The 23,764-nt window shown below is 63.5% G+C and carries 21 protein-coding genes; 8 read left to right on the top strand and 13 right to left on the bottom strand.

Annotated features, from left to right (window positions below; genetic code table 11):
* The first annotated feature begins 102 nt into the window (after positions 1 to 102).
* From bamA to AC3YMN_RS10035, 6 genes are all read left to right on the top strand, one after another.
* A complete protein-coding gene (gene bamA, locus AC3YMN_RS10060) occupies positions 103 to 2,211 on the top strand; it encodes an outer membrane protein assembly factor BamA (RefSeq protein WP_489889928.1) in 2,109 nt (702 codons plus the stop codon).
* Between the two features lie 74 nt (positions 2,212 to 2,285).
* A complete protein-coding gene (gene lpxD, locus AC3YMN_RS10055) occupies positions 2,286 to 3,323 on the top strand; it encodes a UDP-3-O-(3-hydroxymyristoyl)glucosamine N-acyltransferase (RefSeq protein WP_489889927.1) in 1,038 nt (345 codons plus the stop codon).
* Positions 3,316 to 3,792, top strand: a complete 477-nt coding sequence (fabZ, locus tag AC3YMN_RS10050; protein ID WP_172123317.1) for a 3-hydroxyacyl-ACP dehydratase FabZ — start codon at positions 3,316 to 3,318, stop codon at positions 3,790 to 3,792. Before lpxD ends, fabZ begins: the two co-directional genes overlap by 8 nt.
* A complete protein-coding gene (gene lpxA / locus AC3YMN_RS10045) occupies positions 3,789 to 4,598 on the top strand; it encodes an acyl-ACP--UDP-N-acetylglucosamine O-acyltransferase (protein ID WP_489889926.1) in 810 nt (269 codons plus the stop codon). The genes fabZ and lpxA overlap by 4 nt, the downstream gene beginning before the upstream one ends.
* Positions 4,599 to 4,648: 50 nt before the next feature.
* Positions 4,649 to 5,449: a UDP-2,3-diacylglucosamine diphosphatase LpxI domain-containing protein gene (lpxI, locus tag AC3YMN_RS10040; protein WP_489889925.1), complete on the top strand. Its 801-nt coding sequence runs from the start codon at positions 4,649 to 4,651 to the stop codon at positions 5,447 to 5,449.
* A complete protein-coding gene (locus AC3YMN_RS10035) occupies positions 5,442 to 6,572 on the top strand; it encodes a lipid-A-disaccharide synthase (RefSeq protein WP_489889924.1) in 1,131 nt (376 codons plus the stop codon). Before lpxI ends, AC3YMN_RS10035 begins: the two co-directional genes overlap by 8 nt.
* On the opposite strand, the gene gltA is transcribed toward AC3YMN_RS10035, so the two are convergent.
* Positions 6,569 to 7,858 carry a citrate synthase gene (gene gltA / locus AC3YMN_RS10030; protein ID WP_489889923.1) on the bottom strand — a complete coding sequence of 430 codons (1,290 nt, stop codon included), beginning with the start codon at positions 7,856 to 7,858 and terminating at the stop codon, positions 6,569 to 6,571. The genes AC3YMN_RS10035 and gltA overlap by 4 nt on opposite strands.
* A gap of 144 nt (positions 7,859 to 8,002) precedes the next feature.
* Positions 8,003 to 9,421 (bottom strand): glutamate--tRNA ligase, encoded by a 1,419-nt coding sequence (gene gltX, locus AC3YMN_RS10025; RefSeq protein ID WP_489889922.1) that lies wholly within the window; start codon positions 9,419 to 9,421, stop codon positions 8,003 to 8,005.
* A 79-nt stretch (positions 9,422 to 9,500) separates the two neighbouring features.
* On the opposite strand from gltX, the gene AC3YMN_RS10020 reads away from it, so the two are divergent.
* Positions 9,501 to 11,648 carry a ComEC/Rec2 family competence protein gene (locus AC3YMN_RS10020; RefSeq protein WP_489889921.1) on the top strand — a complete coding sequence of 716 codons (2,148 nt, stop codon included), beginning with the start codon at positions 9,501 to 9,503 and terminating at the stop codon, positions 11,646 to 11,648.
* A gap of 8 nt (positions 11,649 to 11,656) precedes the next feature.
* Here AC3YMN_RS10020 and AC3YMN_RS10015 read toward each other — a convergent pair whose 3' ends face one another.
* The 3 genes from AC3YMN_RS10015 to AC3YMN_RS10005 are packed head-to-tail and all read right to left on the bottom strand — an operon-like array spanning position 11,657 to position 14,072.
* Positions 11,657 to 12,532 (bottom strand): SMP-30/gluconolactonase/LRE family protein, encoded by an 876-nt coding sequence (locus tag AC3YMN_RS10015; RefSeq protein WP_210258540.1) that lies wholly within the window; start codon positions 12,530 to 12,532, stop codon positions 11,657 to 11,659.
* Entirely contained in the window at positions 12,529 to 13,140 is a 612-nt protein-coding gene (locus tag AC3YMN_RS10010) for a 2-dehydro-3-deoxy-6-phosphogalactonate aldolase (protein WP_489889920.1), read from the bottom strand. Before AC3YMN_RS10010 ends, AC3YMN_RS10015 begins: the two co-directional genes overlap by 4 nt.
* Before the next feature lie 11 nt (positions 13,141 to 13,151).
* Positions 13,152 to 14,072, bottom strand: a complete 921-nt coding sequence (locus AC3YMN_RS10005) for a 2-dehydro-3-deoxygalactonokinase (protein ID WP_489889919.1) — start codon at positions 14,070 to 14,072, stop codon at positions 13,152 to 13,154.
* Positions 14,073 to 14,286: 214 nt separating this feature from the next.
* On the opposite strand from AC3YMN_RS10005, the gene AC3YMN_RS10000 reads away from it, so the two are divergent.
* Entirely contained in the window at positions 14,287 to 16,116 is a 1,830-nt protein-coding gene (locus AC3YMN_RS10000) for an IlvD/Edd family dehydratase (RefSeq protein WP_489889918.1), read from the top strand.
* 684 nt (positions 16,117 to 16,800) lie between these two features.
* Here AC3YMN_RS10000 and AC3YMN_RS09995 read toward each other — a convergent pair.
* The 8 genes from AC3YMN_RS09995 to trpE form a co-directional block, all read right to left on the bottom strand.
* Positions 16,801 to 17,109 (bottom strand): NUDIX hydrolase, encoded by a 309-nt coding sequence (locus tag AC3YMN_RS09995; RefSeq protein ID WP_489890191.1) that lies wholly within the window; start codon positions 17,107 to 17,109, stop codon positions 16,801 to 16,803.
* A gap of 98 nt (positions 17,110 to 17,207) precedes the next feature.
* On the bottom strand, positions 17,208 to 17,921 hold the full coding sequence (lexA, locus tag AC3YMN_RS09990) for a transcriptional repressor LexA (RefSeq protein WP_127753079.1): 714 nt from the start codon (positions 17,919 to 17,921) through the stop codon (positions 17,208 to 17,210).
* Positions 17,922 to 18,029: 108 nt separating this feature from the next.
* Complete coding sequence (locus tag AC3YMN_RS09985) at positions 18,030 to 19,232, bottom strand: molybdopterin molybdotransferase MoeA (protein WP_489889917.1); 1,203 nt, start codon at positions 19,230 to 19,232, stop codon at positions 18,030 to 18,032.
* A complete protein-coding gene (gene moaC, locus AC3YMN_RS09980) occupies positions 19,229 to 19,711 on the bottom strand; it encodes a cyclic pyranopterin monophosphate synthase MoaC (protein ID WP_489889916.1) in 483 nt (160 codons plus the stop codon). The genes AC3YMN_RS09985 and moaC overlap by 4 nt, the downstream gene beginning before the upstream one ends.
* On the bottom strand, positions 19,708 to 20,523 hold the full coding sequence (gene trpC, locus AC3YMN_RS09975) for an indole-3-glycerol phosphate synthase TrpC (RefSeq protein WP_489889915.1): 816 nt from the start codon (positions 20,521 to 20,523) through the stop codon (positions 19,708 to 19,710). The genes moaC and trpC overlap by 4 nt, the downstream gene beginning before the upstream one ends.
* The gene (trpD, locus tag AC3YMN_RS09970) at positions 20,520 to 21,542 is read right to left on the bottom strand and encodes an anthranilate phosphoribosyltransferase (RefSeq protein WP_489890190.1); all 1,023 of its coding nucleotides are present in this window, start codon (positions 21,540 to 21,542) and stop codon (positions 20,520 to 20,522) included. Before trpD ends, trpC begins: the two co-directional genes overlap by 4 nt.
* Positions 21,539 to 22,135, bottom strand: coding sequence for an anthranilate synthase component II (locus AC3YMN_RS09965; protein ID WP_127753084.1), 597 nt, complete (start codon positions 22,133 to 22,135; stop codon positions 21,539 to 21,541). Before AC3YMN_RS09965 ends, trpD begins: the two co-directional genes overlap by 4 nt.
* Positions 22,136 to 22,245: 110 nt before the next feature.
* Positions 22,246 to 23,757 carry an anthranilate synthase component I gene (gene trpE / locus AC3YMN_RS09960; protein ID WP_489890189.1) on the bottom strand — a complete coding sequence of 504 codons (1,512 nt, stop codon included), beginning with the start codon at positions 23,755 to 23,757 and terminating at the stop codon, positions 22,246 to 22,248.
* Between the last annotated feature and the right edge of the window lie 7 nt (positions 23,758 to 23,764).

The raw sequence follows: 23,764 nt of genomic DNA, 5'->3' as shown, positions 1-23,764 counted from the left end.
CTTGTCCTTGGTTAAATAACCGGTAAAACGGTTCAATGGAGTGGGCTGGGGGGATTGCTGTGCATGGCGAGTCCCCGAGCCGGTCGCAGAAGGCAAATTAATATGACTCAATCGAAGCTTATGCGCGGCGTGGCGCTCGCAATCCTGAGTGCTGCAGCTCCTGTTATCGGGTCTGGTGTTCCGCTTATCGGCGCAGTCGCGGCGCAGGCTCAGGAGCAACTGGTCGGCTCGGTGTTGTTCGAAGGTAATCGCCGCTTCTCGGACGCTCAGTTGCTGGCCATGGTGGATGTGTCCGCCTCCGGTGTTTTCACCCAGCAGCGTCTTGCTTCCGACATTGAAAGCATCCGTCAGGCTTATGACGCCGACGGCTTCATGTCGGTCGGTGTGACAGCGCGGACTGAAACCATCGCCGATGGCCGGGTGCGGGTTACCTTCGTGATCAATGAAGGGGAGCGTGCTGGCATCGCCGCCGTCAACTTCACTGGCAACAATGCATTCAGCACGGGCAACCTCAAGGGCGCCATCACGACCAAGGAAACGGGCTTCCTGAGCTGGTTGCTCAAGGATGACTCCTACGATGATCGCCGGATTGCCGTCGACCGTGAGTTGATCCGCCTGTACTACGCCAATCGCGGTTATCCCGATGCGCAGGTTACTTCGGTCGGCGAGTATGATGCTGCCCGTAATGCCTACTTCATCAACTTTACCGTCAATGAAGGTCAGCGCTACGAGTTCGCCAATGTTGGCATCGAGACCAGCATCGAGGGGCTCAATACGCAGGCTTTGACCAGCACTGTGCGTACGAACGAGGGTGGTCGCTACTCCATTACGGATCTGCAGCGCACCATCGAAGACATGGCTTATGAAGCCACGGCGCAGGGCTATTCCTTTGCTGACGTCCGCGCCCGTATGGATCGTGACGTCACAAATGGCCGGTTCAACGTTACCTACCTGGTGGATGAGGGTGCTCGCGTTTATGTCGAGCGCGTCAACATCACCGGCAACGAGAAGACGCGTGACTTCGTGATCCGTCGTGAGTTGGAGTTCGCTGAAGGCGACCCCTTCAACCGTGCACTGCTGGTTCGCGGTCGCAAGGAAATCCAGGATCTGGGTTACTTCTCAGCTGTTGAAGTGACGACCCAGCCCGGCTCTTCCGCCGACAAGGTCATCGTCAATATCGCTGTGACCGAGAGCTCCACGGGTGAGTACGGTGCCACGGCCGGTTACTCCACCACCGAAGGTATCCTGGGCGAGGTCTCGCTGACCGAGCGTAACTTCCTTGGTCGTGGCCAGTATCTGCGTGCCGCTGTTGGTGCCTCGGAATCGGGCAAGACCTTCGACTTCTCCTTCACCGAGCCCCGTTTCATGGGTCTGCAGGTGTCGGCGGGCGTTGATGCCTATCACCGCATCGTCGATGAGACCGATCGGAACTTCTACGGCTTTACCTCTACCGGCGGCCAGGTGCGTTTCGGCGCCCCGATCCTTGGCAACCTCTCGGGTACAGTGTTTACCGGTATCGAACAGAAGGTCGTCGTGGACGAAGATCCCGACAACTCGGCGCTGTTCGATGATGGTGAGGAATTCTACAAGGCCTTTATCGGCTACACCCTCACCTGGAACGGTGTTGATAGCGTCAAGAAGCCGACCGAGGGCCTTTATGCGACCTTCACCCAGCAATATATCGGCTGGGACTACAACCTGGTGAAGACCGAGGCTCGTGGGCGCTACTTTGTGCCGCTGCTCGATGACAGCGGGATCGTGGCCAGCGTCAAGGGCCAGGCCGGTATCGTCCACGCTCTGGGCGATGGCGAAGTCAGCCCGCTTGAGGCGTTCATGCCCGGTTCGCAGCTGATCCGTGGGTTCGAAGGTCGTGGCCTTGGGCCGCGCCTGGAAAGCGGCGAATATCTCGGTGCGACCATGTATGCCGGTCTTTCTGCCGAAGTTCAGTTCCCGATCCCGGTTCTGCCGGAGAGCTATGGTGTGAGCGGCGCCGTCTGGGCTGACGCTGCATGGGTGGATGGTATCCCCGATGCGCAGGGCAACCCTGTGGACCCGGGCAGCGAGAACGAGCCGCTGCGGACCTCCATCGGTGCGTCGCTGATCTGGGACTCGCCATTTGGTCCGCTGCGTGGCGATTTCTCCCACGTGCTCAGCAAGTCCGAGGCCGATCGCACCCAGGTGTTCCAGCTGACCCTGTCGACCTTGCTCTAGTCGCCCGGGCGTGAAACAGTTCTAAGAGCCGCGGGGCGGTAGCGCCGCGGCTCTTTGCTTTTTTAAGTGACATAATGGTCGACACCCGCTTTCACCGTTTTTCCGGTCCCGCCTCCATCGGCACCATTCTGTCCAGCCTTGGCCGGACCGACCTGCTTGCCGGTCTATCCGAAGAAGCCGCCGGTCATATCGTAACCGGTGCAAGCGAGCTGGAGCTCGCCGGCCCCGGGGATGTTGCACTGGCGGCGCACAGCTCGTATCTGGAGCAGCTACGCGGCACTAGCGCCGGGGCGGTCATTGTTTCGGCCGAACTGCGCGACGCCGTACCGGAGGGCGTCATAGCGATAACGGCCCCCAAGCCGCACCACCTCTTTGCCGATTTCCTGGATTACCTCTATCCCGCAAGCACACGGGGCGTGATGGCCGCGGAACGGGCCGATCTGGGGGCGCCGGTGTTCGAGCTCGAGGTGTCGATTGGCTCCAATGTCGTGATCGGCTACGGGGTCGAGATAGGGCGGGGCACCACGATTGGCGCCAACACCGTTATTGGGGCCGGGGTGACGATCGGGCGCAATTGTGCCATCGCGGCCAACTGCACTATTGATTGCGCCCATATCGGCAATGACGTGGTGCTGCATTCGGGCGTACGCATCGGCACCGAAGGTTTTGGCTGGCTTGACTTCGGCCAGACGAACCGCAAATTGCCGCAACTCGGGCGCGTGCTGATCCAGGATCGCGTCGAGATCGGCGCCAATTCCACCGTGGATCGCGGGGCCCTTGGCGACACCTGCCTGGGCGAGGGCACGAAGATCGATAACCTGGTGCAGATCGGGCATAATTGCCGGATCGGCCGCAACTGCCTCATCGCCGCGATGTCCGGATTGTCCGGCTCGACGGTGGTCGAGGACGGCGTATTGATGGGCGGCGGGGTAGGCACTTCGGGTCACTTGACCATTGGCGCCGGCTCGGTCGTACATGGCCGCGCTGCGGTCACCAAGGACTGGCCCGCAGGCTCCAAGCTCGCCGGGGCGCCGGCGCAGGACATTCGAGACTTTTGGCGCGAGATCGCCACCATGCGTAAATTGACCAAGGGGGACAGACGGCATGACTGAGGACGTGACTACTGCAACCGAGCTCGGGGCCATGAGCTTGGCTGAAATCCTCAAGAGCCTGCCGCATCGCTACCCCATGCTGATGATCGACCGGATCATCGACATCGACGGCGACGAAACGGCCGTGGGCATCAAGAACGTCACCTTCAACGAGCCCATCTTCCAGGGTCATTTTCCTGAGAACCCGATTTTCCCGGGCGTGCTCATCATCGAAGGCATGGCGCAGACCGCCGGCGCCATCGTGATCAAGCATGACTCCGGCACGGGCCGGAAGAACATCGTGCTGATGCTGGGCGTGGACAAGGCCAAGTTCCGCAAGCCGGCGATTCCAGGCGACAAGATCGAGTTTCACATCGCCAAGATCCAGCGCCGCCGCAATGTCGGCCGCTACGAGGCGCGGGCGATTGTCGATGGCACGGTCATCGCCGAAGCCGAGATTACTGCAATGATTGTCGAGGCCACTTCGTGACTCAAGCCTTTGTGCATCCCACCGCCATCGTCGCACCCAGCGCGCAACTGGGGCAGGGGGTCAAGATCGGTCCCTACTGCATTGTCGGCGAGTTCGTGGTGCTGCACGACAATGTCGAGCTGATCTCGCATGTGTCGGTCGATGGCCACACCGAAATCGGGGCTGACACCCGCGTTTTTCCCTTCGCTTCCGTGGGGCACGTGCCCCAGGATCTGAAATATCACGGCGAGGCATCGCGCCTCGTGATCGGGGAGCGCTGCACCATCCGTGAGGCGGTGACGCTCAATCCCGGCACCGAGAATGGCGGCATGCTGACACAGATCGGCAATGACTGCCTGATCATGGCCAATGCCCATGTCGCCCATGACTGCATCATCGGCAACAATGTCATCATGGCCAACTATGTTGGTATCGCTGGGCACTGCCATGTCGGAGACAATGTAATCTTCGGTGGCATCTGCGTGGTGCATCAGTTCACCCGGATCGGCAACCATGCGTTTATCGGCGCCCAGTCGATGATCGATGGTGATGTGATCCCCTATGGCATGGCGGTCGGCAACCGCGCATCGCTGGCGGGGCTCAATCTCGTGGGTCTGAAGCGCCGCAAGTTCGATCGGGAGGCGATCCACCGCTTGCGCGCGGCTTACCGCATGATCTTTTCCAACGAGGGTACGTTGCGCGAGCGCGTCGAGGACGCCGCCGAGTTGTTCAAGGACGACAAGCTGGTGCAGGACGTCGTGACCTTTATCGGCGCAGCCTCGGATCGGCCGATCCTGATGCCGCGGAACGGCCACTCGGCCGAGTGATGTGGCGTTCGGCGCGGCGATTGTCGATCTTTGCGGGTTCCGGAGATCTGGTGCCCCATGTCGTGCAGGCCGCACTTGAAGTCGGATACAAGGTGCAGTTGCTGGCGCTGACCCCGCGGCCCGATCTGGCCAAGATCAAGATGGTGGAGGCCAAGCTCGATAATCCCCTAGGGATCATCTGGTCGCTCAAGGTATTTCGTACGACCCATATCGCCTTTGCCGGCGGGATTCACTTGCCCGACAAGGCACGGGAAGGCCTGATCCGATTTGCCAATGGCAATGGTGCGCCCTCGCCAAGTGGTGAGGCGGGGCCGGTCGGTGACGCCGAACTGGCGGCGATTGGATCCGTACTCAAGAAGATGACAGGTGCCGATTTGATCGGTGTGCATGAACTGGCCCCCGACCTGTTGGCCCCGGAAGGCAGTATTGCCGGGCCGGGGATTGCAGATGAGGCTGTTCTGGCCGCAAGTTACACGCTGGGCGTCGCTCGCGCGATCGGCGGCCTCGATATCGGGCAAGCGGCCGTGGCCTCGGGGCGTCGGGTTATTGCGGTAGAGGATATCGGCGGCACCGATGCGCTTATCGCTCGAATTGGCGAACTGCGGCGCACTGGGCTGGCGGGGGACGGCAGTACGCCCATGGTGCTGGCCAAGGCGATGAAGCCGCAGCAGCCCGCCTTCGCCGATCTGCCGGCGATCGGGCCGGATACGGTGAACAATTGTGCAGCGGCGGGCATCTCGGTGATTGCCGTGGAGGCCGGCCGCAGTCTTGTGCTGCAGCGGGCGGCGCTTGTCGAGGCGGCGGCGCGCCACGGGGTAAGCGTTATCGGCATCAAGCTGGCCGATGCGTAAGCCGCTCAAGCTCTTCATGCTGGCCGGCGAGCCTTCGGGAGACCGCATCGCCGCCGACCTGGTGCGGCGCTTGCAGGCGCGGGGGCCGCTCGACCTCAGTGGCGTCGGGGGCGACGAACTGACGGCGCTTGGGTTGCGCTCGATGTTTCCGATGAGCGATCTGGCGGTGATGGGCATTACGGATGTGCTCAAGCGGCTGCCGCTGCTGCTGTGGCGGGTGGAGCAGACAGCGCGGGCAATTCGCGCTGCGGCGCCTGATGTGACTGTTCTGGTGGACGCGCAGGACTTTTCGGCTCTTGTGGCGCGGCGGCTGCGCGCAATGGGGTATCGCAAACCGCTGATCCTTTATGTTGCGCCCTCGGTATGGGCCCGCGCGCCGCATCGCGCCGCCAAGCTCAAGCCCTTGTTCGATGAAGTGCTCGCAGTGCTGCCCTTCGAGCCCGAAGTGATGGCGCGGCTCGGTGGCCCACCTACCGCTTATGTGGGGCACCCCGCACTGGCCGAAGGTCGGCCGGTTAGAGCTCCTGCGGAGCGCGGCGAACTTATCCTGCTGCCCGGTAGCCGCGACGGTGAACTGCGCCGGCACTTGCCCTTGTTCAAAACGGCAGTGGAGCAATTATCGCAGCATCCGGCGGTGACGGGGATAACAATTCCTACGCTGGCTACGCTCAAGCCGCGCCTCGTTGATGAAGTCGCCGACTGGTCGGTGCCGGTAACGGTGACGAGCGACCGGGCGGAGCGGGTGGAGCTTTATGGCCGCTCGGTGCTGGCGCTGTCGGTGGCGGGTACGGCGACGCTGGAGCTGGCGCTCTCGAACGTGCCCATGGTCGTTACCTATGTGATGGACAAGCATCAGTCGCGGGTGTTCGGCAAGCTGGGCCGACCAATGATCTCGCTGCCCAATATCATCCTTGGGCGTGCGGTGCTCGACGAGCTGGTGATGACCGAACCATCACCCCAAATGCTGGTAAATCACGCCACAGCGCTGCTCGACAGCAAAGAAGCCCGCCAGGCCCAGCAAGTGGCTTTCGGCGAGCTTCGCAAGCTGATGACCGAGGGCGTCCCCGGCATAGCGCGCCAGGATCCAGCTGACCGGATCCTGGCTCATCTCAGCGCCGGTTAGCGGCCTTCGATCGAGACATAGTCCCGCATAGGGGCGCCATCATAGAGCTGGCGTGGACGGCCGATCTTTTTCTGCGGGTCGCCGATCATTTCCTTCCACTGCGCAATCCAGCCGACGGTGCGAGCCACGGCAAAGAGCACGGTGAACATGGAGGTGGGGAACCCGATCGCGTCGAGGATCACGCCCGAATAGAAGTCCACATTGGGGTAGAGCTTGCGATCGACGAAATAGGGGTCCTCAAGCGCAATGCGCTCCAGTTCCTGGGCGACCTGCAGGGTCGGGTTGTTCTCGACGCCGAGGATGGCGAGCACGCGCTTGGCAGTTTCCTGCATCACGGTCGCGCGCGGATCGAAGTTCTTGTAGACGCGGTGGCCAAAGCCCATCAGGCGGAACGGATCGCTCTTGTCCTTGGCGCGCGCGATATATTCCGGAATGCGGTCGACCGTGCCGATTTCGCGCAGCATGTTGAGCGCCGCTTCATTGGCGCCGCCGTGAGCGGGGCCCCAAAGGCAAGCAACGCCGGCAGCGATACAGGCGAATGGATTGGCGTCGGACGAACCCGACAGGCGCACGGTCGAGGTCGAGGCGTTCTGCTCGTGGTCGGCATGGAGCGTGAAGATCAGGTCCATGGCGCGGGCGATCTCGGGATCGACCTTGTATTCCTCGGCGGGAACCGAGAAGCACATATGCAGGAAGTTCGACGCGTAATCGAGATCGTTGCGCGGGTAAACGAAGGGCTGGCCCACCGAGTACTTGTAGGCCATGGCCGCAATGGTCGGCATCTTGGCGATCATGCGGATCGAGGCGATCTCGCGCTGCTGCGGATCGTTGATGTCGGTCGAGTCGTGGTAGAACGCGGCCATGGCGCCAACGACGCCCGTCATGATCGCCATCGGGTGGGCATCGCGCCGGAAGCCGCGGTAGAAATAGTGCATCTGCTCATGCACCATGGTGTGGCGGGTCACGAGCGTTTCGAAGTCATTGAGTTCGGTCTTGCTCGGCAGTTCGCCGTAGAGCAGGAGGTAGCAGACCTCGAGATAGTTGCTGCCTTCGGCAAGCTGGTCGATCGGGTAGCCGCGATAGAGCAACTGGCCCTTGTCGCCATCGATATAGGTGATGGCGCTGTCACAGGCGGCCGTGGAGGTGAAGCCGGGATCGTAGGTGAACATGCCCGTCTTGGAATACAGCGACCGGATATCGATCACATCGGGGCCGACGGTTCCTGACAGTACCGGGAACTCGAAAGTCTGGTCCCCGATAGTGAGCTTGGCGACTGGATCGGTCATTTAACTCTCCTCGATGGCCCGCGGCCTGGAGTGCAGAAAACACCGCAGAGGGGGCCGGCTATTGCCTGTTCAGTTGTAGTGTGGGGTAGCAGTTCGCCCCGGTCGCCGCAACTAAGGGTAAGCAGTACTTACCCGATTGGTTTGTTATCTTTGAGCAGCCTGGTCGCCCAGCCGCGCCATGGTTTCTTCGCGCCCGATCAGCACCATCACCTCGAAGATTCCCGGGGAAACTGTGCGGCCGGTGAGCGCTGCGCGCAAGGGCTGCGCGAGCTTGCCGAGCTTGAGCCCCTTTGTTTCAGCCAGAGCACGCATGGCGGCGTCGATGGCCGGCACCGACCAGTCATCAAGACCTTCGAGCGTGCTCGCCATATCGGCCAGCACCGCACGTGAGTCGGGGGTGAGCAGCGCCGAAGCTGCAGCGTCGATGGCGAGCGGGCGGGTGGCATAGATGAACTGCGCCAGGTCGATCAGCTCAAGGACCGTCTTGGCGCGCGGCTGCAGCTCGGGCAAGGCAGCCAGCACGGTGTCCTTGTTGGCGGTGAGGCCCTCAAGGTCGACGGTGCGACCAACTTCCTTGGCCGTGGCGATCATGACATCATAAAGATAGTCGGGCGCGGCCTCGCGAATATAGTGGCCGTTGATGTTTTCGAGTTTGACGAAGTCAAAGCGCGCGGCGCCCTTGTTGAGCCCTTCAAGGCTGAACCACTCGATCATTTGTTCGGTCGAGAAGATCTCGTCGTCCTCATGGCTCCAGCCGAGACGCGCGAGATAGTTGCGCAGAGCTTCGGGCAGATACCCCATCTGGCGATAGGCATCTACGCCCAGCGCGCCGTGCCGCTTGCTGAGCTTGGCGCCATCCGGGCCGTGGATCAGCGGGATGTGGGCCATCTCCGGCACGGTCCAGCCCATCGCATTGTAGATAATGATCTGGCGGGCGGCATTGGTGAGGTGATCGTCGCCACGGATGATGTGGGTGACGCCCATGTCGTGATCGTCCACCACCACGGCATGCATATAGGTCGGGGTGCCATCCGAGCGCAGGATGATGAAATCATCGAGGTTCTCGGTCTTGAACACGACCTTGCCCTGCACATGGTCATTGACCACGATGTCGCCCGAGAGCGGCGCCTTGATGCGCACTACGGGGGCAATGCCTTCAGGGGCTTCGCTCGGGTCCCGGTCGCGCCAATAGCCGTTATAGCGCGGCGGCTTCCCGGCAGCGCGGGCTTCCTCGCGCATCTGGTCGAGTTCGGCCGGGGAGCAATAGCACTTATAGGCATGGCCCTTGGCGATCAGCTCATGAGCGATCTCGGCGTGGCGGCCAGCACGCTCGAACTGGGAAATGGCTTCGCCATCCCAGTGCAGCCCAAGCCAGGACAGCCCATCCTTGATCGCCTCGACAGCGGCCTGGGTGGAGCGTTCGCGGTCGGTGTCCTCGATGCGCAGCAGCATGGTGCCGCCGTGCTTGCGGGCAAAGGCCCAGTTGAACAGCGCCGTGCGCGCACCGCCGATATGGAGGAAGCCCGTGGGGGAAGGCGCGAAGCGGGTAACGACTTTAGACATGAATACCGGAACGGTTGGACGAGGTTTGGTAGCGTGTGTAGCATAGGGTAGCACGAGCGCAAGTAGAGGGGACGCCGCGGTGCAGGGCACGGGGGCGCTGGAGCAGACGCGGGAGCTTGCGCCGGTGCCGGTGCAGGCTGGCCCGATCCTTCCCTCGCCCAAGCTATTGCCCGCCGTCGTAGCAACCAAACGTCTATTATTTGTCCGCGCCCTGGAGGCGGCCCTGGCGGGTCGACGGGTGTTTGTGCTCCTGCCTTTTGCTGCCATTGCCGGGCTGGTCAGCTATGCGGGCGTGCCGTTTGAACCGGCGGGCTCGGCACTCGGGGCGGTCGGCGCGGCCGCTTGCCTAGGGGCGTGCCTGGCGCTGCGCAATCTGGCGGCCTTGCGGCTGGCGGTGTTGTTTGCGGCCTTCTGGGGCGGTTTTTGCCTTCTCCCGGTTCATGGCGCGCTGTGGGGAACGGGCATGCTGCCGTTCCCCCTTTACGGGCAATACGAGGCAGTCATCGACGAGATCCTTTCGGCGACGCAAGAGGATCGCCGCGTCGTGGTTTCAGCCTTGCGGCCGTTGGGAGAAGCGCCATCGGCGCCGATCAACAAGGCGCGATTGCTGATCCCGGCCGAGCCGCCGCTGCAACCGGGTGACACCGTTCGGGGGCAGTTGCGGTTGGCGCCAGTGCCGGGGCCAGTGCTGCCCGGCGCATTTGACGGGCAGTTTCACGCCTATTTTGCGGGGATCGGCGCCTATGGCAATGCAACTGGTGCGATTACGCGTGTCGCTGAGGCGACGGACTTCAATCTGGGCCGTTCGGTCGAGGATCTGCGACGTGCGATCGGCGCCCGGCTGGACGAACAGATGGAAGGCGCCTCGGCCGCCATTGCCCGCGCTATGGTGGTGGGGGATCAGAGCGCGATTACCGACGAAACGCGTGACGTGATGGCAGCTTCGGGCCTTGCGCATATCTATTCGATTTCCGGGCTGCACCTGTCGATCGTCGCGGGCGGCGTGTTCTGGTTGGTGCGGCTGTTGCTGGCGAGCCTTCCCGGTTTGGCCGTGCGCTGGCCGGTCAAGAAGCTCGCGGCGGTGGCCGGAATTGCTGCGGCTTTCAGCTATTTGCTGCTGGCGGGCGGGCTGGCCAATGTGCCGGCACTCCGCTCGACTATCATGCTGGCCCTGATCTTTGGCGCGGTGCTGGCGGGGCGGCGGGCGTTGACCATGCGCAATGTTGCCATTGCGGCGCTGGTGGTGATCCTGCTCGATCCCGCCAGTGTGTTTCGGGCCAGTTTCCAGCTGTCCTTTGCAGCCGTGGTGGCGCTGATCGGCATTTATGAGTTGCCCCGAAGAACCCCCTCGGTGCACCGGGCGGGTATTGCCCGTCTCATCGTCTCGGTGGGGACCGCCGCCCTGACCAGCGTCATCGCCGGCACCGCCACCTTGCTGTTCTCGGCCTATCATTTCCAGCAGACCGCACCCCTGGGGGTGATCGGCAATGTGCTGGTGTTGCCAGTGGTCAGCCTCGTCATCATGCCCTTTGGCGTCCTCTCGGTATTGCTGATGCCGCTCGGGCTGGAAGCGCCGTTTGTTGCGGTGATGGGCTGGGGCATCGATCGCATGGTGGACGGCGCGGTCCTCGTGGCGGGTTGGAGCGAGGGGCTCACCGGCAATCCGCTGCTGACCTCAACCGCCTTGCTGCTGGGGTTAGCGGCGCTCGCCTGGTTTGCGTTCTTTCCCAGCCGGTGGCGCTTCCTTGCTCCGGTGGCGGCGATCCCATTAATCTTGCTGTTTGGTCTCGATCAGCGCCCCGATGTGCTGGTTGCCGATACGACCCAAGCCGTCGCGGTGCGCAGCGAGACCGGGCTGGGGCTGCTTACCGGCCGGGCAGGCAGCTTTGCCGTTGACGTCTGGGGTCAACATTACCAGGAAGAAATTGCGCCCGTCATCGACGCGGCTCGCTGCGACAGCCTCGGTTGCGTGGTCGCGACGGAGCAATTTGGGGTGGCGGTGGTGCGTGATGTCGGCGCCTTCGCCGAAGATTGCGCCCGCCACGATCTGGTGGTGACGCGGTTGCGGGCGCCGATTGCCTGCCGGGCGCAGGCCCAGGTGATCGACCGCGACGATCTCGCAAGGGGCGGCGTGCACTGGTTAAAATGGGAGGATGGAGAGCAGCGCTTTGTCGTGCGGACTGCCGTGCCCAACCTCACGCGCCCCTGGCGCGTGAGGTCACAATAAGGGGCAGGCTAGAGGACGATGCGCGCCTCCGGGATGCCGGGCACATCCACCTGGATCGAGAAGACCCCGCCGGCCACCTTTTCGGCAGCCAGCTGTTCAGCGCTTAGATTCTTGGCGGCGGTGGTGATGAAGAGGGTCTTGAGATCGGGGCCGCCGAAGGCAGGACAGGTGACCTGCGAGACCGGCACTTCGATGATCCGGTCGATCGAGCCATCCGGCGCATGCCGCACGACGCAGCCGCCGCCCCATTTCGCATTCCACAGATAGCCTTCGCTATCAACCACCGCGCCGTCGGGGAAGCCGCGGCCGTCCGAGACATCGGCGAAGAGCGACCATTCCCCGACCGGCATGCCGGTGGCCGGATCGGTCTGTACCCTGAGAATCTTTTTGGTGGGGGTATCGGTCCAGTAAGCGGTGCGCCCATCGGCCGTGAAGCAGGTGGCGTTGGGGATCGAGGCGTTGGAACGCAGCACGCTCAGTTGACCCGCGCGGTAATGATAGAGCTTGCCGCCCGGCGCTTCTTCCTCCTTGCGCATGGTTCCAATCCAGAAGGCGCCCGAGGGATGCACCCGACTGTCATTGCCGCGCGTCAGCGGATCGTCTGCTTCGAGCGGAATGATGAGGCTTTGCTCATCCGTCTGTAGATTGAAGCGCTTGAGCCCGGTTTCGGTGACCAGTGCCAGGTTGTCGGCATCGATGATGCCAGCCGCGGCGACGTTCTCGTCAAAGCTCCAGCTCACTTCGACATTGCCCCGAGCTGAGGTGGCGAAGAGCTTTTGATTGTTGATATCAAGGAAAAACAGCTGCTGGCGGTCCGGGTGCCAGAATGGGCCCTCGCCCAATGCGCATTTGCTGTCGATCAGCAGGCTCGCCGTTTGCGTCACGCTGTAGTCCTTCCATCATAAGCCAATACCGCCTCGGCGGCGCGCTGGCCGACTTCGGCGGGGGTGCTGCCGGGCTTGTATAAAAAGGTGCCCAGGCCAAAACCGCTGCAACCGGCGGCGAAATATTCGCCGAAGTTGTCCGGCTTGGCGCCGCCCACCGCGTAAAGCGGCAGCTCGGGCGGCAAGACCGCCTTCATCGCCTTGATGCCGCGCGGGCCCAGAACTTCAGCGGGGAAAAACTTGAGCCCGGTGGCGCCCGCCTTGATCGCCTTGAACGCATCACTGGGAGTGAACACGCCGGGATAGGAGCCCAGCTGAATGCGCACCGTTTCTTCTATAACCGACCGGTTGGTATCCGGGGATACAATAAAGGTGCCGCCGGCATCGGCGACGGCCCAAACCTGCTTTTTGTTCAGAACGGTGCCCGCACCCACCATCACGTCATCCCCGAGCGCCTCGGCCGCCAGCGCAATGCTGGTCAGGGCGTCGGGGGAATTGAGGGGCACTTCGATCATGGTGATGCCGGCCGCAACAAGGGCGTGGCACACATCCAGCGTTTCGGGCGGGGTAATGCCGCGCAGAATCGCGATGAGGTGGCGGTGGGGCATGGGGTCTCCAATCAGACGATAAAGGCACGTGCAGCTTTAAGGCCGGCGAGCACCACTTCGGTTCCATCCACGGCTTCGCCTTGTGCCCCGATCATGCCGAGCACCTCGGCATAAAGGGCGCAGAGCGCGGGGGCGCCGATCAAGGGAACGGTTTGTTCGCCGATCAGCGCACGGCGGCTGCCAATTTCGGTGCCGATCAGGAGGCCCGAAAGATAGCCGGTGCACCAACCGGGCTGACGGCCGGACAGGAGCGAACTGGCGCGGACCGCAAAGAGCTCGCTGGTGAGCTGTTCGGGCCGCTCGAGGCCGACCTCTGCACCCGCGGCAAAGCCTTCGGCGCGCTCGGGCCCATTGCTGTCTTCAGTCAGCGAATAGCGCAGCACCGAATGATGGCGCAGCAGATCGAAGAGCTCGCCCGTCATTGCGGTGGAGAAATGCTCAATGCGGGTGCCATTCATGCTGACCCATTTGGAATGGGTGCCGGGCATGCATACCACGCCATGGGCATTGGGGCGCAGGGTCGCGAGGCCCAGTAGCTGGGTTTCCTCGCCGCGCATCACATTGTCGCCGCCGGCCTTCTGGCACACACCGGGCAGAATTGCCGGGGCCAGGTGATTGTTGGGCATGGGCGGGCGCACTGCGCCGTCAATCAGGCCGCGCAAATCGGTTGGCGCTTCCAAATAAGGCGCTTCGAACCAGCCCTGGCGCGCGCCGGCCATGCCGCAGATCAATACGTCGAGCGCACCGCCGTTGTTGCCGACTAGACCATCGAGCAAGGTTTCGAGCACGCCTGGATACTGGTCGCGCGTCAGCTTGCCCATGCCTTGATCGGATTTGCGCGCAACGATCACCGTGCCGTCGGCACTCAGGCCCCAAGCCCGCAGGTTGGAGGTGCCCCAATCAACCCCGACCCAATCCACAAATTCACTCATGCTTGCCCCTCTTGCAGTCCGCCCCGCACTTTCGGGCAAACCTAGTCGCTGCGCTGGCCTGCGCCTAGCCGATTCGACGCCGCCCGGTTGCCCTGCGAGCGCAAGGGGCGACGAAATCCAACAGGATTGGCGTTCACTCCTGCAACTAACATGCTAGAACTGTAGCAAACAGCAGCCTGTATTCGCCTCGGCGGAACTATTGAGGAATAAGGTAATGACGGCAGACAACAGCTTCTCTTCCCCCAATGGGCAGGGCAGCGCGCCCAAGAAGCTGCGCTCGCGCGCCTGGTTCGACAATCCGGAGAACCCGGACATGACCGCGCTTTATCTTGAGCGCTACATGAATTTCGGCGTATCGCGCGAGGAATTGCAGGGCAACAAGCCCATCATCGGCATCGCGCAGACCGGTTCTGACCTTTCCCCCTGCAACCGCCATCATATCGTTCTGGCTGAACGCGTGCGCGAAGGCATCCGGGAAGCGGGCGGCATTGCCATCGAATTTCCCGTGCATCCGATCCAGGAAACCGGCAAGCGCCCGACCGCTGGTCTCGACCGGAACCTGGCCTATCTCGGGCTGGTGGAAGTGCTCTATGGCTATCCGCTCGATGGCGTGGTGCTGACCATTGGTTGCGACAAGACCACCCCGGCCATGCTGATGGGTGCGGCGACGGTCAATATCCCCGCCATCGCGCTGTCCGTCGGCCCCATGCTCAATGGCTGGCACAAGGGCGAGCGCACCGGCTCAGGCACCATTGTGTGGAAGGCGCGCCAGATGATGGCGGCCGGCGAGATCGATTATGCGCAGTTCATCGAGCTGGTGGCGTCTTCGGCGCCGTCCACCGGCTTCTGCAACACGATGGGCACGGCAACCACGATGAACTCGCTGGCTGAGTCGCTGGGCATGCAGCTGCCGGGTTCGGCGGCAATTCCCGCGCCTTATCGCGATCGCCAGGAAATGGCCTATCGCACGGGCAAGCGCATCGTCGACATGGTGCATGAGGACCTCAAGCCCTCCGACATCATGACCAAGGACAATTTCATCAACACCATCGTGGTCAATTCCGCGATTGGCGGGTCGACCAACGCCCCGATCCACATCCAGGCGATCGCCAAGCATATCGGTGTCGAGCTCGACCTGCAGGACTTCCAGACCTATGGGCACAAGGTGCCGCTGCTGGTGAACCTGCAGCCGGCCGGCGAATATCTCGGCGAGGATTACTACCATGCGGGCGGCGTGCCGGCGGTGGTCAACGAGCTGATGAAGCAGGGGCTGATCCGTGAGAATGCACCCACCGTCAACGGCAAGACCATCGGCGAGAACTGCCGCAACACCCCCATCCAGGACGAGAAGGTGATCCGCCCGTTCGAGCAGCCGCTCAAGGAAGAAGCCGGGTTCCTGGTGCTGCGCGGCAATCTCTTCGACAACGCGATCATGAAGACCAGCGTGATCTCGCCCGAGTTCCGCGAGCGCTACCTTGCCAATCCCGAGCATCCCGGCATGTTCGAGGGCAAGGCCGTGGTGTTCGATGGTCCTGAGGACTATCACCACCGGATCGATGATCCCTCCCTCGATATCGACGAGCACACGCTGCTGTTCATGCGCGGCGCGGGCCCGATCGGCTATCCGGGGGCGGCTGAAGTCGTCAATATGCGGCCCCCTGCCTACCTCATCAAGAAGGGCGTCCACGCGCTGGCCTGTATCGGCGACGGGCGCCAATCCGGCACGTCGGGCTCGCCCTCGATCCTCAACGCTTCGCCTGAAGCGGCAGCGGGCGGCAACCTGGCCATCCTACGCACGGGTGACCGGGTGCGTATCGACCTCAACAATGGCACCGCCGATATCCTGATCTCGGACGCCGAGATTGCGACGCGCCGGCAAGAACTGGCGGAAGCGGGCGGCTACAAGTACCCCGCGCACCAGACGCCCTGGCAGGAAATCCAGCGCGGGCTGGTCGACCAGCTTGGCAATGGCGCCGTACTCAAGCCAGCAGTGGCTTACCAGCGCATTGCCCAGACCTATGGCGTGCCGCGCGACAACCACTAGGGCTTGAGCCCCAACGACTTCGAGATCCCCGCTTCGGCGGGGATTTTTGTTTCCAAGGCACGGCGAAACTCCGGTCGGCACGAGGCCTCCGGTTGGGAGCGGCGTTGGCGAGGCATTGCCTCAAAAAACGTTGCGCAAAACGGAAGCTCCGCCTCGCCAACAGCGACTGGGTGCCGATGCCCGCTCCCTCCTGCGGCGCATGCCAGATTCCGCGGATGTTGAACTAAACCCTGGCGGGCACCGCTGCCTGCGCCACATCAGGGTTCCGATGGCCAGTGCAGCTGCCATCGCGATTCTTCACCCAAGACCACCGGACGATAGAGGTCCACGGCTCTTGCGGACACCGGCCGGATCGCGGCGACCCACGATCCTCCAGCCTCCACGCACCAACCACTCGTCATGATCTCGCTTGGGTGCGCGGATGAGGAGACTATGCGGGCGATCGGCGGGGGCGGGGATAAGTTATTGTCGGGGGGCATGGGGCTTGAGCGGATTGCACGCTGGAGGTGGCCAGCCGGGTCTAACGTCACTCGCGGAGGAGGGGACTGAACCCCCACCCCGGCCCTCCCCTCAAGGGGGAGGGTGAAGGAGGGGGCACAAAGGCGCTGGTCTGGTGCGGCTCATGAGGACTATTGGGCGTCAACGAGCTCCGTTGAAGACGCTTGTTCCTGGCCAACTCAGGGCTCAGGCGTGGCGACCTATATGGGCGAGGGCGCGCTGAAACATGGGGTGCCATTCGGGTCCGGGTTGGCGCTCGAGTGGCCACCAGAAGAACTCGAACCAATGACCAACATCATCTTGCGTAAAGTAACACCAGTGTTCGGGGACGGGAGCGGCGGCACTCACCACAACGAAGTGCCAAAGCTGTTGCTCTGCAATGGAATTGCTGGATGGCAGCGTGCGCAAAGCCTCTGCCTGGAGGCCTGACTCCTCTGCGAGTTCGCGCAGAGCACCGACTTCCATCGGCTCGGAGCCTTCCCGCGTTCCTTTCACCAGCTGCAAGCCAGCCAAAGGATGCCTGAACGCCAAGCACTGGCGTTCTTGCGCCACCACCCGCAGCAGAACGGGACAGAGTTTTTCGACCCTCGGGGTCAATATTTACGCAGCAGGCCCACGAGGCGGCCCTGAACCTTGACGCGGTCGGGCGGGAAGATGCGGGTTTCGTAGGCGGGATTGGCCGCTTCAAGCGCGATGGTGTTGCCCTTGCGGCGCAGCCGCTTGAGGGTGGCTTCCTCGTCATCCACCAGCGCAACGATGATCTCGCCGGTCCCGGCAACATCCTGGCGACGAATCAGCACAGTGTCGCCATCGAAAATGCCCGCATCGATCATCGAATCGCCGCGCACTTCCAGAGCATAGTGCTCGCCCGGGCCAAGCATCTCGGGCGGCACCGAGATCGTGTGGGAGTGGCTCTGGATGGCCTCGATGGGGGTACCGGCGGCGATCCGGCCCATGACCGGGACCGCGACGGGGCGCACATAATCATCGCTCCAGCCCGAGCGTGGCGGCGGAGCGGCAACACGGCCCAGATTGCCTTCGATGACGCTGGGCTCGAAGCGGGCCTTGCGGCCGCCGAGCGCGGGGTTCATCGAATCGGGGAGTTTGAGCACTTCCAGTGCCCGCGCGCGATTGGGCAGGCGGCGGATGAAGCCGCGCTCCTCAAGCGCCGTGATCAGGCGGTGAATGCCCGACTTGGAGGCCAGATCCAACGCGTCCTTCATCTCGTCAAACGAAGGGGGAATGCCGCTTTCCTTCATCCGCTCATGGATGAACATCAGCAGTTCATGTTGCTTGCGCGTCAGCATCGGAGCCCTTCAATCGCAGAATCGGAACAAAGACTGAACGAGCATAGGTGTTCCAGTTATGTTCTGCAATAACGCTCAAGGGCGCAGGAGAAAATTCTTTGGCTCTGCTTAGAACCCGTCCAGCGGAATGGCCGCAGCTAGGGTGCCGGCGGGTTGTCCGGGATCGTACTCCGGCTGCACCAGCAGCATATCGGCACGGGCCAGCGAGGAGGTATGACCGCTATCGGTTTCGCTGATCGGGAGCAAGCCCGCACCTTGGCTTGAATGCACCATTTGGGCACGCATGAAGTGGCGCCGGGCGGTATTGGGCGGCGTGGGCGCAAGAAGCGGCAGGTGCCAGCGGGCGGGTTCGGCGACGCCGAGCCAGCGGCGGAGCGCCGGCTTGATGAAGACGGCGGCGGTCACCATGGCCGAAACCGGATTGCCAGGCAGGCCAAACACCAGGGTTTTGGCCATTGTGCCGAACATAAGCGGCTTGCCCGGGCGCATATTGATGCGCCAGAAATCGAGCTGGACGCCGAGACTCAGCAGGATTTCCTGCACGATGTCATGGTCGCCAACACTGGCGCCGCCCGTGGTGATGACGAAATCGGGCGCTTCGGCAAAGATGGCGGCGAGGCGCTCGGCAAGCGCCGCGCGGTTGTCGGGAGCGATGCCGTAGTCGCGGATCTCGGCGGCGTAAGGCGCAAGCAGCGGCCGCAAACCAAAGCTGTTGGAGGCGACGATCTGGCCCGGTCCGAGCGTGGCGCCGGGCAGCACCAGTTCGTCCCCGGTGGCAAGGAGCGCTATGCGCGGCTGCACGGCGACGGGCAGCGTCGCGCAATTAGCGGCGGCCGCGACGGCCAGTTGCATGGGAGTGAGGCGAGAGCCTCTCGGAATCAGCTCTTGGCCTTGGCGGAAATCGTCGCCAAGCGGGCGAATGCTACGCCCGATGGGAGGCTGGGCGGCAAAGCTGACGCGGTCGCCGGTGCGGGTCGCTTCCTCCTGCATGATCACGGCATCCGCGCGGGGGGGCACGGGCGCCCCGGTAAAAATGCGCACGCAGGTGCCCGGGGCGACTTCCGCGCCAAAACCGGCGCCGGCTTGGGCGGTACCCACGACCGCAAGGCTCGCGCCCGGCACGATATCGGCGGCGCGCACGGCATAGCCGTCCATAGCGCTGGCAGGGAAGGGCGGCTGGTCATGACGGGCAAGCAGGGGCTCGGTCAACACCCGGCCGGCGGCAGCTTCCAGCGGCACCGACTCGGTGCGGGCGGGCGGCACGCGGGCGAAAATGGCCGTGAGGGCGTCTTCAACCGGGAGCAGGCTCATGGCGCCCGCTGAAAATCGCCGGACTTGCCGCCCGATTTCTCGAGCAGGCAGATCGCGGAGATAACCATCTCGCGGTCAATGCCCTTGGCCATGTCATAAAGCGTGAGCGCGGCGGTGGAGGCCGCCACGAGGGCTTCCATTTCCACCCCGGTCTGGCCGGTGGTTTCGGCAGTCGCAAGAATGGTGATGGCGCCGGGCTCGCGCGCCTCCATCTCGACGCTGACCTTGGTGAGCGGGATGGGGTGGCAAAGAGGGATGAGCTCGGCGGTCTTTTTGGCTGCCATGATGCCCGCGACGCGCGCGACGGCCAGGGCGTCGCCCTTCTTGAGGGCGCCACCCATGATGGCGGCAATGGTTTCGGGCCGACCGCTGATCACCGCCTGGGCGAGGGCGCGGCGGCGGGTGACTGCCTTGTCGCCGATATCAACGATATGGGCTTCCCCGCGCTCGTTGAGATGGGTCAGCTGCGGCTCGCTCATGGATGGGCGGCCTGGAGAGTACCCTGCAGGAGGGCGCGGGTGGCGGCGACCACATCGGCCTGGCGCATCAGCGATTCGCCGACAAGGAAGGTGCCGATGCCGGCGGTGCGGTCGAGATGCTGCAGGTGTTCGTGGCCGTTGATGCCGCTTTCGCTGACCAGCACCTTGCCCGCGGGCACGCCGCCAGCAAGGTTGACCGAGGTATCGAGTCGGGTCTCGAACGTGCGCAGATTGCGGTTGTTGATGCCGATGAACTCGGCGTCGAGCGCCAGCGCCCGGTCGAGCTCGAGCTGGTCGTGCACTTCCACCAGCGCATCCATGCCCCACTCGCGGGCGCTATCGAGCAGATAGCGGGCCACATCGTCGCCAACAGCGGCAAGGATGATGAGGATGCAGTCGGCCCCCCAAGCGCGCGCTTCGGCGACCTGGTAGGTTTCGAAGAGGAAATCCTTGCGCAGGACCGGCAAGGCGGTGGCGTCGCGCGCCTCCCGCAAAAACGCCGGCGAGCCCTGGAACGAGGGCTGATCGGTGAGGACCGACAGGCACGTCGCGCCGGCCTCTTCATAGGCGCGCGCGATCTCTGCCGGGTTGAAATCGGGCCTGATCAGGCCCTTGGAGGGGCTGGCTTTCTTGACCTCGGCGATCAAGGCGTATTCGCCGCGGGCGCGCTTGGCCTTGATGGCGGTGAGAAAGCCGCGTGGTGGGGGCTGGTCATGGGCGGCGGCAACCACTTCGTCCCAAGGGCGCAGGGCCTTGGCCGCGGCGATTTCCTCGCGCTTATAGGCTTCGATCTGCTTGAGAATATCGCTCATGGGGGTGTTCCATTGGAGATGGCGACGAGGCGCTCGAGGGTTTCCCGGGCCTTGCCGCTGTCGATCATTTCGGCGGCCATGGCGGCGCCGCTGCGCAGATCGCTCACCACATCGGCCACGATCAGCGAGGCCGCGGCGTTGAGGAGAACGATGTCGCGATAAGCGCCGGGCGCGCCGTCAAAGAGCGCGTGGATGGCGAGGGCATTATATTCGGGTTCGCCGCCCAGGAGGTCATTGGGATCATGGCGCGACAGGCCCGCATCTTCGGGGGTGACTTCGAAGCTGTGAAGGTTGCCGTCAGCGATCTCGGCCACATAGGAGGGGCCAGTGACCGTAAGCTCGTCCAGCCCATCGCGACCATGCACCACCCAAGCCTTGATCGCCCGGTTGGCGAGAAGCGCGGCGGCGACCGGCTCCACCCATTCCGGGGAATAAACGCCGAGCATATAGCGCCGTACGCCAGCTGGGTTGGACTGCGGTCCGAGCAGGTTGAACATGGTGCGCACGCCCATTTCGGCGCGCGAGGGGCCGACATGGCGCATGGCCGGATGATGGGACGGCGCGAACATGAAGCCGATCCCGGCCTCGTTGATGCAGCGCGAGATTTCGGCAGGGGTGAGGTCGAGCTTGACGCCGAGGGCTTCAAGGGCTTGGGAGGAGCCCGATTTGGACGACAAGGCGCGGTTGCCGTGCTTGGCGACGGGAACGCCGGCGGCGGCAACAACGATGGCGCTGGCTGTCGAAATGTTGAGCGTGCCAACACCATCACCGCCGGTGCCGACAATGTCGATGGCGTGTTCGGGGGCGTCGACCGTCACCATCTGCTCGCGCAGGATCGACACGGCGGCGGCGATCTCACCTACCGACTCGCCCTTGAGGCGCATGCCCATGAGGAAAGCGCCAAGTTGCGAGGGCGTGGCTTCACCGGCCATGATGGTGCGCATCACCGAGCGCATTTCCTCGCCAGTGAGATTGCGGCGGTCAGCAATCTTGGCCAGCGCCTGCTTGATGTCCATCAGGCGGTCTTTCCGTTGAAGTCGCGAGCGAGGTTGAGGAAGTTCTGCAACAGCGCGTGCCCGTTCTCGGAGGCGATGCTTTCCGGGTGAAACTGCACGCCATGTACCGGCAGGCTTTCGTGCTGCATGCCCATGATCAGGCCATCATCGGTGGTGGCGGTGACCTTGAGGGTAGCGGGCAGGGTGGTCGGTTCAACCACAAGCGAGTGGTAGCGCGTGGCTTCAAAGCGTGAGTTGAGACCGCGGAACAGGCCTTCGCCCGTGTGGTTGATGGCGCTGGTCTTGCCATGCACCAGTTCGGGCGCACGCACGACGTCGCCGCCCATGGCCTGCCCGATGGCCTGATGACCAAGGCATACGCCCAGAATGGGGATCTGCGCCTTGAAGCGGTCGATCACCGCCAGGCACACGCCGGCTTCGTTGGGGGTGCAGGGCCCGGGAGACAGGACGATAGCCTGGGGGGCCATGGTTTCGATCTCGTCGGGGGTGATCTTGTCGTTGCGCACCACGGTGAGTTCGGCGCCAAGTTCGCCCAGATAGTGGACGAGGTTGTAGGTGAAGCTGTCGTAGTTATCGATAACGAGCGTGCGGGTCATGGGTCTGCTCCAGCGCAGCTATAGGGAATGAGGGTTCAGAGATCAGAACCAGCCCCGCCATCGATAATTGTTCGACCTCATCGTGAGGTCCACGCTGGTCTTGCTGCCGCTCATTGCCCGATCCTCGCCTCGCCGGCATAGCGTAGCGCTTCCTCGGCAGCGCTGAAAAGGGCGCGCGCCTTGTTTTCGCATTCCATCTGCTCGAGCGCGGGCTGGCTATCGGCCACAATGCCGGCGCCGGACTGCACATAAAGCTTGCCGTCCTTGTGCACGGCGGTGCGCAAGACAATGCAGGTGTCCATGGTGCCATCGGCTCCGAAATAGCCGACGCAGCCGCCATAGATGCCGCGGCGCGACTTTTCGAGCTCGTCGATGATCTCCATGGCGCGCACCTTTGGGGCACCTGAGACCGTCCCGGCCGGAAAGCCGGCGGCGAGCGCATCGACAAAGTCGTATTGCGGATCGAGCACGCCAACCACGTTGGAGACGATGTGCATGACGTGGCTGTAGTATTCGAGGAAGAACTTGTCGGTGACCCGCACGGTCCCGGTCTTGGCGACGCGCCCGACATCGTTGCGCCCGAGGTCGAGCAGCATCAGATGCTCGGAGCGCTCCTTGGGGTCGGCCAGTAGTTCGGCCGCCAGTTCCTGGTCGCGGGTCGGCGTCGAGCCGCGCTTGCGGGTGCCAGCGATGGGCCGGATGGTGACCTCGCCTTCGCGGACGCGCACCAGGATCTCGGGGCTGGAGCCCGCCACGGCAAAATCCCCGAAATCGAGGAAATACATATAGGGGCTGGGATTGGTGCGGCGCAGCGCCCGATACAAGGCGGTCGGCGGCAGGGTGAACTCGGCCTCGAAACGCTGGCTGAGCACGACCTGGAAGATATCGCCGGCGGCGATGTAGTCCTGCGCCCGGGCGACCATGGCGAAATACTCGTCGCGCGTGGTGTTGCTCTGGACGGCAATATGCTGCAGGTCGGGTACGGCCGGCGTCGTTGGCAGCGCCCGCCCGAGGCGGGCGATAGCGTCATCGATCCGAGCCGTCGCGGCTTCATGCGCCTGGCGGGCGGTCACCCCCTGGCGGACGTAAACGGGCGCGGTGAGATAGAGCTCGTCCTTGACCGTATCGAACACCGCCAGCAGCGAGGGCCGCATCAGCATGGCTTCGGGCAGTTGCAGATCGTCCGGGTTGCTGTCGGGCAGCACTTCCATATAGCGGACCATCTCATAGCCCAGAAAGCCATAGATGCCGGCCGACTGGGGCGGCAGGCCTTCGGGTACCGAGATCTGGGAGTCGGCCACGAGGTGCCGCAGGGCGTCGAGCGGCTGGTCGGGCAGGGGCTCGAAGGCGGTGGCGTCAAGCTGGGCCTGTCGGTTGATCGAGGCGGTGCCTTGTTCAACCTTGAGGATCACATCTGGCAGCAGGCCGATGATGGAGTACCGGCCGCGGGTCGAACCATCCTGCACCGATTCCAGCAGGAACGTGTTGCGGCGATCCTGAGCCAGCTTGAGATAGGTGCCGATCGGCGTTTCGAGATCGGCCACGATGCGGCGCCAGACGATCTGGGACTCACCCCCATCATAGCGATCTGCAAACTGCTGGGTGAAGTCGCTGGCCACTATCGTGTTT

It is taken from the genome of Devosia sp. Z11_6 (genome assembly GCF_058133665.1).
The sequence above is the reverse complement of the archived record's forward strand: the minus strand, read 5'-3'. Positions and strand labels throughout refer to the sequence as shown.

Coding starts and splice junctions, on each gene's coding strand:
- bamA (WP_489889928.1), top strand. CDS start 103: ATGACTCAATCGAAGCTTATGCGCGGCGTGGCGCTCGCAATCCTGAGT.
- moaC (WP_489889916.1), bottom strand. CDS start 19,711: ATGAGCGAGCCGCAGCTGACCCATCTCAACGAGCGCGGGGAAGCCCAT.
- gltA (WP_489889923.1), bottom strand. CDS start 7,858: ATGACCGATCCAGTCGCCAAGCTCACTATCGGGGACCAGACTTTCGAG.
- trpC (WP_489889915.1), bottom strand. CDS start 20,523: ATGAGCGATATTCTCAAGCAGATCGAAGCCTATAAGCGCGAGGAAATC.
- AC3YMN_RS09985 (WP_489889917.1), bottom strand. CDS start 19,232: ATGAGCCTGCTCCCGGTTGAAGACGCCCTCACGGCCATTTTCGCCCGC.
- gltX (WP_489889922.1), bottom strand. CDS start 9,421: ATGTCTAAAGTCGTTACCCGCTTCGCGCCTTCCCCCACGGGCTTCCTC.
- lexA (WP_127753079.1), bottom strand. CDS start 17,921: ATGCTGACGCGCAAGCAACATGAACTGCTGATGTTCATCCATGAGCGG.
- AC3YMN_RS09965 (WP_127753084.1), bottom strand. CDS start 22,135: ATGACCCGCACGCTCGTTATCGATAACTACGACAGCTTCACCTACAAC.
- fabZ (WP_172123317.1), top strand. CDS start 3,316: ATGACTGAGGACGTGACTACTGCAACCGAGCTCGGGGCCATGAGCTTG.
- AC3YMN_RS10010 (WP_489889920.1), bottom strand. CDS start 13,140: ATGCCCCACCGCCACCTCATCGCGATTCTGCGCGGCATTACCCCGCCC.
- AC3YMN_RS10005 (WP_489889919.1), bottom strand. CDS start 14,072: ATGAGTGAATTTGTGGATTGGGTCGGGGTTGATTGGGGCACCTCCAAC.
- AC3YMN_RS10035 (WP_489889924.1), top strand. CDS start 5,442: ATGCGTAAGCCGCTCAAGCTCTTCATGCTGGCCGGCGAGCCTTCGGGA.
- lpxD (WP_489889927.1), top strand. CDS start 2,286: ATGGTCGACACCCGCTTTCACCGTTTTTCCGGTCCCGCCTCCATCGGC.
- AC3YMN_RS10000 (WP_489889918.1), top strand. CDS start 14,287: ATGACGGCAGACAACAGCTTCTCTTCCCCCAATGGGCAGGGCAGCGCG.